At 62.3% G+C, this 11,681-nt stretch carries 5 protein-coding genes and 1 pseudogene; 2 read left to right on the plus strand and 4 right to left on the minus strand.

Annotated features, from left to right (window positions below):
- The 4 genes from RTX98_RS16880 to RTX98_RS16895 form a co-directional block, all read right to left on the minus strand.
- The coding region (locus RTX98_RS16880; RefSeq protein ID WP_312797981.1) for an ABC transporter ATP-binding protein at positions 1-1,557 on the minus strand (1,557 nt) is incomplete at its 3' end.
- A 10-nt stretch (positions 1,558-1,567) separates the two neighbouring features.
- Complete coding sequence (locus tag RTX98_RS16885; protein ID WP_312797982.1) at positions 1,568-2,725, minus strand: ABC transporter permease; 1,158 nt, start codon at positions 2,723-2,725, stop codon at positions 1,568-1,570.
- 12 nt (positions 2,726-2,737) lie between these two features.
- The gene (locus RTX98_RS16890) at positions 2,738-3,775 is read right to left on the minus strand and encodes an ABC transporter permease (protein WP_189502737.1); all 1,038 of its coding nucleotides are present in this window, start codon (positions 3,773-3,775) and stop codon (positions 2,738-2,740) included.
- 146 nt (positions 3,776-3,921) lie between these two features.
- A complete protein-coding gene (locus RTX98_RS16895) occupies positions 3,922-5,574 on the minus strand; it encodes an ABC transporter substrate-binding protein (protein ID WP_312797983.1) in 1,653 nt (550 codons plus the stop codon).
- Between the two features lie 357 nt (positions 5,575-5,931).
- Between RTX98_RS16895 and RTX98_RS16900 the strand changes: the two genes are divergently transcribed.
- Both RTX98_RS16900 and RTX98_RS16905 read left to right on the plus strand, forming a co-directional pair.
- Positions 5,932-11,397 (plus strand): alpha-2-macroglobulin family protein, encoded by a 5,466-nt coding sequence (locus RTX98_RS16900; protein ID WP_312797984.1) that lies wholly within the window; start codon positions 5,932-5,934, stop codon positions 11,395-11,397.
- A 1-nt stretch (position 11,398) separates the two neighbouring features.
- A pseudogene (locus RTX98_RS16905) lies at positions 11,399-11,681 on the plus strand (penicillin-binding protein 1C); the annotation flags it as partial.

Raw genomic sequence — 11,681 nt, forward strand, 5'->3', positions numbered from 1 at the left:
GCCTGAGAGCTGGCGCGGCTTGCGGGTGGCGAAGGCGCGCGGCAACTTGACGAGATCCAGCAGCTCGAACATGCGCTGTTGCCGGTCGGCAAGCGTGCGGCCGACGCCGAACTTTTCCAGCGTCCGGATGATCTGCGAACCGACCGAATGGCTGGGATTGAGCGTATCGAACGGGTTCTGGAACACCATCTGGATCGAAGAAATCGTATCGACGTCCCGCCCTTCGATCGCCGTGCCTTGAATGGGCTTATTCCCGAGCAGGATGTCGCCGGAGGTAGCCGTTTCCAGACCGAGCAGCACCTTGGCGAGGGTCGACTTGCCGCAACCACTTTCGCCCACGATCGCGACCGTCTCGCTTTCGCGCGCTTCAAAGGAGATGGACTCGTTGGCCTTTACCACGCGCGTTTCGGCAGCGCCGAACATCGCATTGGCAGCGACCTGATAATACTTTTTGAGATTGTCGATCTTCAGCACCGGCGCGCCCGGTGTAACTGGCGGCTTCTCCGTCTTGGTGCCGGCGGGCACGGCCGTCCAGTCGATCTCGTCGAAGCGAATGCAGCGGCTGGCATGATTGGCGTGATCCGGCACGTCGATCATCGGGATCTCGGCGGCGTTGCACACTCCTTCCACGAAGTGGTGACAGCGCGGGCCGAAGTTGCAGCCCTTCGGCCGTTCATGCGGCAGCGGCAGCTGGCCGGGAATGGCGATCAACGGGCGTGAATTCTTGTCGGCGCCCGGTAGCGGGATCGAGCGGAACAGTCCTTGCGTATAAGGATGCCGCATATGATCGAACACATCCTTGACCGGCCCGGTCTCCACCGCTTCGCCGGAATACATCACGGTGATGCGGTCACAGGTCTCGAGGATCAGGCCGAGATTGTGCGACACGAAGATCATCGACGTGCCGAACTCCTTGCCAAGCCCTTTCACGAGCTCCACGATGCCGGCTTCCACCGTCACATCGAGCGCGGTGGTCGGCTCATCAAGAAGCAACAGCGCCGGCTTGGACAGGAGCGCCATCGCGATGACGATGCGCTGCTGCTGACCGCCGGAGAGCTGATGCGGATAAGAGCGCATCATGCGTTCAGGGTCCGGCAGCTTCACCGCGCGCACGGTCTCCAAGGCGCGTTGATAGGCCTCCTCCTTGGACACCTTGTCGTGGATGATCGGCACTTCCATCAGCTGCTGACCGATCTTCATCGCCGGGTTCAGCGACGCCATCGGCTCCTGATAGATCATCGCGATCTTGTTGCCGCGAATGGCGCGCAGCTCGGCATCCGACATGTCGCCCATGTCCTTGCCCTGGAACTTGATGCGCCCACCGACGATCTTCCCGACATTGGAGAGGTCGCGCATGATGCCGAGCGACACGGTGGACTTGCCGCAGCCGCTTTCGCCGACGATCCCCATCGCCTCTCCCGGCATCACCGAGCAGGAGAAGTCCATCACCGCAGGGATTTCACCCTTTCGGGTAAAGAAGGAGATCGACAGGTTCTCGATCTCGAGGATCGGCTGGGCGTCGGTTTCCGGTTGCAGATTGCTGACGTGCTGGTTCATCGCCGTCTCCTCAATCTTTCATCGATTGCTCACGCAGGGCATCGGCAAGCAGGTTGAGCCCTAATACGAAAGACATCAGGGCGATCGTCGGCGGCAAAGCCGGATGGATCTGTGCGCGCAGGAGCCGGCTGGCTTCCTTGATCGAGGTACCCCAATCCGGGCTTTCGGGCGCGAGCCCCAAGCCGAAGTAACCGAGCGTGCCGAGCAGGATCGTGGTGTAGCCGATGCGCAAACAGGCATCCACGATCAGCGGTCCGCGCGCATTTGGCAGGATTTCCCACAGCATGATGTACCATGGCGTCTCGCCGCGCGTTTGCGCCGCCGCCACATAGTCTCGCGTCTTGATGTCCATCACCAGGCCGCGCACGATCCGGAACACGCCGGGGCTGGACGCGAACACCACGGCCACGAAGATGTTGAGCTGGTTGGGCGAAATCGAGATCAGGCCGAGCGGATCGGCGTCGAATACCAGCCCCGCATAAATCCAGGCGCCCAGCACCAGCGTCAAGCCGAGCAGTGGGTAAAGGCGCTCCGGCCGCGTCTTGAAGCGGGTAAAGAACAGCACCGCAAAAAACACGATCGGGAACAGGAAGAACACCGCAGCCAGTGCGTAAGGGATCGGCGTATCCATGATGCCAGGCGTCACCAGCAGGTAGAACAGCAGGATGACCGGGAACGCGAGCACGAGGTTCGCCAGAAACGACAACACCGAATCGATGCGCCCACCATAGTATCCCGCCGGCAGGCCGAGCGTCGTGCCAACCATCAGCGCGAAGGCTGTTGCGGCCGGCGCGATGATCAGCACGATGCGGCTGCCATAAACCATCCGGCTGAAGATATCGCGCGCCAACCGGTCTCCCCCAAAGAGATAGGCGACGCCCGATTGCGGGTCGATCGCCCCGGGCAGAGCGTCCTTCATGATCGCGACCTGCGCCAGCGGATCGAAGGTCACGACAACGGCCGCGAACATGGCGGTGAACAGCCAGAACAGGCAGATCATGACGCCGGCAATGCCGACGCCGGAGTCGAACAGGTGACCGTAGAGCCCGAGGCGCTTCTTGAAGGTGAAGCTCGCAACCAGCACCAGAGCGAGCGCCAGCCAGACCGGCCAGAACTGCTTGAGAACGCCGAGGACGATGCCTGTGATGCCGAGATAATCCATTTGCATCAGGTATCCGCCCTACTGCACGCGAATGCGCGGGTTGAGGTAAGCGTAGCCGATATCCGAGATGAGCTGCGTAAACAGCACAACGAAAACCGAGACCAGCGAACAGCCGAGAAGAAGGTCGATGTCGTTGTTGGCCGCACCCTCAACGAGCGCATAACCGAAGCCCTGGTAACGGAACATCGTTTCAACGATCACGACGCCCGTCAGCAGCCATGGGAATTGCAGCATGATGACGGTGAAGGGCGCGATCAGCGCATTGCGCAGAGCATGCTTGATGACGACCGAGCTGAAGGACAGGCCCTTCAAACGCGCGGTGCGGATATATTGCTGCGTCATCACCTCCACCATGGAAGCGCGCGTCATGCGGGCGATATAGCCGATGCCGTAGATCGCCATGGTCATGACCGGCAGGGTGAAGTTGGAGAAGGTGATGCCCTGGTTCGTCGCCGTTGCGGCCGAACCATTCAGCCAGCCGAGCCATGAGGCGAAGATGACCGTGAAGATGACGCCCGAGACATATTCCGGTGTTGCCGTGGTGGTGATCGAAGCCATGGATAGCGTGCGATCGGTCCGCGACCCTTCGCGCATGCCGGCCAGCACGCCGATCAGCAGCGAGATCGGGACCATCACGGCCATGACCCAGAACATCAGGATTCCGGTTGCTCCCAGTGCTGGGAACAGCCGTTCGGCAACGGGCACGCGGAACTTGGTGGAACAGCCGAACTCGCCCTGCAACAAGCCGGAATAAGCGGGTTCGGACGGCTCGTCGCAGAAGCGGAAGCGCGGAATGGCTTGGCCCGTTGCAGCGTCGATGTTGGGCTGCTTGGGCACCACGCCCAGCCACTGGCCGTAGCGCACAAAGAAGTTCTGGCGATAGCCGTTGCGCTCAAGCCAGGATTCGAGCTGCTCGGCGGTGGCGCGCGACTCCGTCTGCGTGATCGCCAGTTTCTTGAGGTTGGGCTCAAGGTTGACGAGGAAGAAAACAACCACAGTCAGGGCGAACATGGTCAGTGCCATGATGCCCAGTCTGCGCAAGATGAACGATAACATTGCATCCCCTGCCGAAAATCGAGCACGCCCGATGGGGAGTGCTTGAGGTTGGGGTCAGGCAATTCGCGTGAAAGCGACGAATTGCTGAAGGTCGGACCTTTCCGCCCTTGAAGAAGCGGGCGCCGCGTAAACGACGCCCGAATGGATCAGGCTTCGTCGAGCCAGACCTTGCCCAGGTTCAGCTGCTGCATCGGGTGCTGGATGTAGTTATGCACCACCGGCTGGTAGTGGTTATACACCTTGCGCCAATAAGGCAGGATGATGATGCCGGAGTCCTGCAGGATCTTCTCGACGTCGCCCATCACCGTCTTGCGCTGTTCCGGATCGATGATCGACAGGGCCTTGGCGAGCTTCTCGTCGAATTCCTTGTTTGACCAGCCCGTTTCGTTCCATGCTTCGCCGGTGCGGTAGGCAAGCGCCAGAACCTGCACGCCAAGCGGACGCATGGTCCAGTTGGTGAGGGAATACGGGTACTTCGTCCAGTCATTCCAGAAGGTGGAACCCGGCAGAACCGTACGCTTCACCTTGATGCCGGCATCGCGCAGCTGGGCGGCAATCGCGTCGCCTGTGTTCTTGTGCCAGTCTTCGTCCGACGAGATCAGCTCATGCTCGAAATCGGCGGCACCGGCCTCAGCCAGCAGCGCCTTTGCCTTCTCGACATCGCGAGCGACCTTCGGCAGCTCGACATATTCGGGATGGATTGGCGCAACATGGTGGTTTTCCGCCACAACGCCCGCATTATCGACGCCAAGCTGCATCACCACGGCATTGTCGACGCCGAGCTGCAGGGCGTTGCGCACGCGCTGATCGTCGTAAGGCTTGTTGGTGACGTTGGTGCGCGCCACGATGGTGATCGACGTCACCGCTTCGTTGCGCTGGAGGCCGAGCCCATCCATGATGTCGAGATAGTCCGGCGTGGTCTCGTAATTGGCGTGGACTTCGCCCGCCTCGAAGGCGTTCACCGCAGCAGACGGATCGGTGCCGTAGTCGATGAACTCGACGCCATCGAGCATGACCTCGCCACCCCACCACTTGCCGTCCTCACGCCGCTTGTAGACGACGCGTTCGCCGACCGCGAAGGATTCCAGCTCGAACGGACCGGTGCCGATCTTGTTGCGCGTGAAGTCCGAACCATCCTTGTCGAAAGTCGGGTGCACGACGAGGCAGGGATAATCCGCCAGGTTCGGAATGAAGGAGATATCCGGCTCAGTGAGCGTGATCTTGACCGTATGATCATCCACAACGGTGGCGCCGCTGTCACGGATTTTGCCGGTGGCCTGATCAACCAGCGTGCCCATGCGCGCCACCATGGAATTGCCTTCCACGGACTTGTCGCACCAGCGTGTGAGATTGAACATCAGGTGGTCGGCAACCAGGGGATCGCCGTTCGTCCAAACCGCGTCCGGACGCAACTTCATGACATATTCGGTGGCGTTGTCGTTCACTTCCCAGCTTTCGAGCAGATAAGGCTCGAACGTGTATTCCGGGGTATAAAGAACCAGGGCTTCCAGGGACTGTCGCTGGGAGTTGGCGATCTCGGTCCAGTCGGCCAGACGCGGATCCTTCGGCGTGCGGATCGACATGTTGACCTTGAGCACGCCGCCCTTCTTCGGTTGAGCATCCTGCGCAAGGGCCGGCGTCGGCAGGCCGATCATGCCATAGGCCATCGCGCTGGAAGCGCCGAAAACGCTGGCAAGCGCCAGGAACTCGCGCCGGTCGAGACCGCCCGCCTTCACCTGGTCGGCTGCGGCGTGGATGTGATCCGGTACCTTGTTCCCGTTGTTCTTGAAGAAGGTCATCGAGGTTCTCCCGCTTGATGTTGCCTTATTGTCGCTACAATTGAGCATTGCGCCCGATATGTCAAAGTGCGGCTTTTGCCGTGTTCCCGGTCGCAAATCTGCAACGTTCCTTGCCCGTCAGTCGGCGCGATTGCGACAGGAAACGGGAAAATTAGACCACAGCCTCAAAGCTTATGGCGCACGGAAATGTCGATGAGGTGACGCGATCGATGGCCGCCTTGGCAGGTCGGGGATGACGCGCTTAGTCGCGAAACAACTTGGCCTCCACTTAAGTTGATCCTGCAAAAACTGCCTGATTGACTCCAGTACCGAGCAGCGTTCATGTGCCTGCCGAACTGGCAAGTCTTGGGGGACGACATGGCGTTGCAGGCACGGGGTAAACTGGGCGCGTGGTTTGGCGCCGTTTTGCTTGGGCTGGCGTTGGTCGGTGGCGCCTCGGCGCAATCCGCTCGCACAATCGAGACCACGCCGGATGTCGATTATTTCGGCTTCGACTTGCGCACGGAAAAGGGCCTGTCGCTCGATCAGTGTGAAGCAACCTGCCTGGATGACAAGACCTGCCGCGCTTTCACCTACAACTCGAAGGCGCAGTGGTGCTTTCTGAAATCCGACTTCGATAAGACGATCGAGGCGCCGGGTGCGATCGCCGGAAAGGTCGTCGATCAGGCTGCCGAACCCGACCTCGGCGCGCCGGCCGCGCTGACCTTCTTGCCAGCAGATATTGTCGACACCGCACGCAAGTATCGCGCTACGGTCACAGCCACGCAGATTGACGACGGCGCAGGCCTGAACGACCTCCTCGCGCAAGCCCGCCAGACGGTTGAAGCCGATCCGGCCGGCGCGACAGAACTGTTTACGAAGGCGCTGGCGCTTTCCCCGGATGATGCCGGGATCTGGACCGAGCTGACGCGCGCATCCCTGGCTGCAACGCCTTCAGGCTATAGCGACCAGCAGACCTTCAACGCCAATGCGACATCGGCTGCGCTGAACGGCTACCTGTCCAGCCGCAGCGCCACACAGCGCGCCGACGCCCTCGCAGCACTAGCCGCAGCCCTCGATCGCAAGGACCTCTACCGTCCTGCCCTCAGCGCCTATGAAGCGAGCCTCGACCTCGTCAACGACGCCGAAGTGCAAGCGGCCTTTGCCGACTTGAAGGTGCGCAAGGGCTTCCGCATCCTCGACAATTCAGTCGATGCCGACTCCGCCACGCCGCGCATCTGCGCTCAGTTCTCAGAAGAACTGGTCAAGTCCGGAACGGACTACGCAACCTTCGTCACACTGGACGGCAAGGCGCCGCCTGCGATCGAGGCGAAAGACAAGCAGATCTGCATCGACGGCCTTGAACATGGCCACGAATACCGCGTCACGTTCCGTAGCGGACTGCCGGCCGCCATCGGCGAGAGCCTGCAGGCGCCGGTGACGCTGAACCTTTATGTGCGCGACCGGACGCCGTCCGCCCGCTTTACTGGCGATGCCTTCGTGCTGCCGTCCGCTGGCCGCCACGGTCTGCCGCTCGTCACCGTCAACATGGACACGGCCAAGCTTCAGCTGTTCCGCATCGGCGACCGCGCACTGAGCCAGCTTCTGTCCGGTGAGCAGTTCCTTCGCCAGCTCGACGGCTACAGCCTGTCGACGATTGAAAGCGATCTCGGCACGCCGGCCTGGGAAGGCACGATCGACGTTGCCAACGAACTCAACAAGGAGGTCGTGACCTCCTTCCCCGTCGATGAAGCCCTGCCCGAGCGCAAGCCCGGCGTTTACGTCATGGTGGCGACGCCCGCCGACGACCGCAGTGAGACCTACAGCAACAAGGCCACGCAGTGGTTCGTGGTGTCCGATATCGGCCTTTCGACTTATACCGGGCAAGATGGCCTGACCGTCTTTGCGCGCTCGCTGAACTCGGCCGAGCCGTTGGAAGATGTCGAACTGACCCTGCTCGCCCGCAACAACGAGGTTCTGGGCACAGCAACCAGCGATGACGAAGGCAAGGCGACGTTCACGCCCGGCCTCGTACGCGGCACGGCGGGGCTTGTACCCACGGCCTTGATGGCGCGTTCGGGCGACGACTTCGTGTTCCTAGACATGACGCGGGCCGGCTTCGACCTGTCCGACCGCGGCGTCACCGGCCGCGCAGCACCCGGTGCGCTCGACATCTTTGCCTGGACCGAGCGTGGCATCTACCGCGCCGGCGAGACGGTGCATGCCGCAGCCCTCGTGCGCAATGACGAGGCCAAGGCCGTCGACGCATTGCCGCTCACCTTCATCTTCACGCGGCCGGACGGCGTTGAAGACCGCCGCATCGTCGTGTCCGAAGCTTCGCTCGGCGGCTATGCGGTTGATTTCCCAACCCAGTCCAATGCCATGCGTGGCAGCTGGCAGCTGCGCATCTACGCCGATCCCAAGCAGCCCTCGCTCGCCGCGCAAAGCTTCCTCGTGGAAGACTTCGTGCCGGATCGCATCGAGTTCGATCTTGCGGCAGCTTCGCCCGAGATCGCGGTGGGCGAAGCCGACACGATGTCGGTCGATGGCCGCTTCCTGTATGGCGCACCGGCAGCCGGCCTTTCCATCGAAGGCGAGGTCAATGTTCGCACCACCCGCGACTGGGCACGCTTCCCCGGCTTTCAGTTCGGTTTGGCCGATGAAGACAGCGAGGAGCAGGGTCAGGTTCTGCCGCTCGAAAATCTTCCGCTGCTCGACGACGAAGGTAAGGCAAGCTTCGACGTGTCGGTCGATGCGCCGCCATCCACTACGCGCCTGCTGAACGCCGAAGTCGTGATCCGCATGCGCGAAGGCGGCGGCCGCGCCGTGGAGCGTCGCACTGAAGTCGCGATCCGGCCCGAAACCAACATGATCGGCATCCGCCTCGAAGGCGGCAACGACTCCGTGCCGGAAGGCTCGACCGCGCGCTTCTCGGTGCTTGCAGCGGATGCGCAAGGCAACCGGATCGACGCACCCGGCCTATCCTGGCGGCTGATCAAGATCGATCGCGATTACCAATGGTATCGCTCGAACGGCTCCTGGAACTACGAGCCGGTCACCCGCACGTCCAAGATTGCGGAAGGCAAGATCGACGCCAAGGCCAATGCCGAGGCCCAGATCGCAACCCCGGTCGCCTGGGGCCGCTATCGTCTGGAGATCGAAACCAGTGATCCCGCCGGTCCGGCCACCAGCCGCGAGTTCGAAGCGGGCTGGTATGTGGAAGCAAGCTCGACCGAAACGCCGGACGCCCTGGAAGTCGCCTTCGACAAGCCCTCTTACGCGGTCGGGGATACCGCCAAGCTGCAAGTCACGCCGCGTTTTGGCGGTGAGGCGCTGATTACAGTCGGCTCCGAGCGCCTGGTGTCCACCATTACCGCGTCGGTTCCGGAAGGCGGCACCACGATCGACGTGCCGGTGACCGAAGATTTTGGTGCGGGTGCCTATGTGACCACCACCCTGTTCCGTCCAGGCGAAGCAGCCGAAAGCCGCCTGCCGATGCGCGCGATCGGCATCAAGTGGCTGGCGGTCGATCCGGCCGAGCGCAAGCTCAACATTGCCCTCGACACGCCGGAAAAGAGCGCCCCGCGCTCGCCACTGGTGATCCCGGTTTCCGTACCGGGTGCTGCAGACAAGGAAGCTTACATCACTGTGGCCGCCGTGGATGTCGGCATCCTGAACCTGACCAGCTACAAGGCGCCGGATCCCGAAGGCTGGTACTACGGCCAGCGCCAGCTCGGACTGGAAATCCGCGACCTTTACGGCCGCCTGATCGATGGTTCGCTCGGCGCTACCGGTCGCATCCGGACCGGTGGTGACGGCGGCGACGTGACATCGCGCGGCAACCCGCCGAAGGAAAAGCTCGTCGCCTTCTTCTCTGGCCCTGTTAAGCTCGACGATGAAGGCAAGGCGGAGGTCTCGTTCGACCTGCCGCAGTTCAACGGCACCGTTCGCGTCATGGCTGTGGCCTGGACCGAAGATGCCGTCGGCCATGCCGAAAAGGACGTCATCGTCCGGGATCCGGTGGTGATCACGGCCGGCCTGCCCCGCTTCCTGACGCCTGGCGATGCAGCCGAACTGCGCCTCGACCTCGCCAACACCGATGGTCCGGCTGGCAGCTGGACGCTGGACGTCACCACCAACGACCAGATCGTTGCCGATGCGGGATCAAACCCGATCGAGCTTGCCGCAGGTGGCAAGGCCACCGTCAAGGTGCCGTTGACCGGCATGCAAACGGGCGATGGTCGGATCATGGTTAGCCTGCGCCATCCCGATGGCACGCAGATCGATCAGGAACTGTTCCTGCCGCTGCGGCCATCCAACGCGCCGGTTACCACACGCAACGTCGTCTCGCTCGCACCGGGCGCAAGCCTGACGGTGGATCGCGAATTGCTGGCCTCCTCGATCCTCGACGGTGCCAGTGTTTCGATCGGCGTGACACCGAACGCGGCGTTTGACGTGGCCTCGCTGGTCATGACGCTCGACCGCTATCCTTATGGCTGCGCCGAGCAGACGACGAGCCGCGCCATGCCGCTCCTCTACCTTTCGGAGCTCGCAAAGGCTGCCGGCATCCCGGATGATCCAGCCATCAAGGGTCGCATCCAGGATGCCATTGCACGGGTGCTGTCGTACCAGTCGTCTTCCGGCAGCTTCGGCCTTTGGGGTCCGGGCTACGGCGACCTGTGGCTCGACGCCTATGTCACCGACTTCCTGACGCGGGCACGTGAGCAGGGCTATGAAGTGCCGGCGCAGGCCATGATGCTGGCCGTCCAGAGCCTCGGCAATTCCGTGGCTTACGATGTCGACCTGCAGTCGAAAGACAGCGAGATCGCTTACACCTTCTATGTCCTTGCCCGGAACAAGAAGGCCTCAATCGGCGATCTTCGCTATTATGCCGATACCCGCATCGAAGAGTTCAAGACACCGATGGCGCGTGCGCAATTGGGTGCCGCCTTGGCCCTTTACGGCGACACCAATCGGGCGGAAGCAGCCTTCGGCTCGGCTTTCCGGCTGGCGAGCGAGAGTTCGGAAAACCAGCTTTATCGCTCCGACTACGGTTCGGACCTGCGAGACGGCGCGGCCATGCTGGCGCTTGCTGCGGAAACCAAACCGTCGCCGGCCTTCATGCCGCAGATGATCAGCCTCGTTGCCAAGGAGCGTAACACTCGGTCTTACACCAGCACCCAGGAAGAAGCCTGGATGACGTTGGCGGCTCGGGCCGTTGTAGCCTCCACCGGCGGCATGAAGCTCGACATTAATGGAACTCCGCAGGACGGCGGCTATTCGCAGCGCCTGGACGGCACCGTGTTGCAGGACCAGCCTGTCACGATCACCAATAACGGCAAAGCGCCCGTGGATGCCGTCGTCACTGCTGTCGCTCCTCCGGTCCAGCCGCTACCAGCCGGTGGCAACGGCTTTGCGATCGAGCGCAGCTATTTTGCGCTGGATGGCCAGCCGGTGAACCCCAGCGAGGTCGAGCAGAACCAGCGCTTCGTGGTCGTGCTGAAGATGCGCGAAGACAATGCCTGGCCCTCGCGCGTGCTGGTCACGGACCTGCTTCCGGCCGGCTTCGAGATCGACAATCCGTCGGTCGTCAACAGCGCCGGCCTGTCCAACTTCGACTGGCTGGAAGAAACGGAAACCGCGCATCTCGAATTCCGCGACGACCGCTTCGTGGCCGCCTTCAACCGTACGGAGGATAGCCCGCGCGAGGTCTCGGTCGCTTATGTCGTGCGCGCGGTAACGCAGGGAGTTTATGCCCATCCTGCCGCCAGCGTCGAAGACATGTACCGGCCGGAGTTCTCGGCGCGGACGGCGAGCGGCATGATGGAGGTCAAGGCACCCTGATATGCGGGTTTCGCGCAAGCTCACGATCGGGCTTGGCCTCGCCGCTGGTCTGGCAGTCGGCGCCTGGCAGGGTCTGCTTGCGCTCGACCGCGCCTATCCGCCACCGCTCGATGCGCCACCTGCTGTGTCGCGTGAAGTCGTCGACCGAAACGGCGCCCTGTTGCGCGCCTTTGCGGCACCCGATGGCCGCTGGCGGCTGAAGGTCGATCTCGATACGGTCGATCCGGCTTTGATCGAGATGCTGGTGACCTATGAGGATCGCCGCTTCTGGGATCATCATGGCA

Source organism: Tianweitania sp. (assembly GCF_032053605.1).
Taxonomy (GTDB): domain Bacteria; phylum Pseudomonadota; class Alphaproteobacteria; order Rhizobiales; family Rhizobiaceae; genus Tianweitania.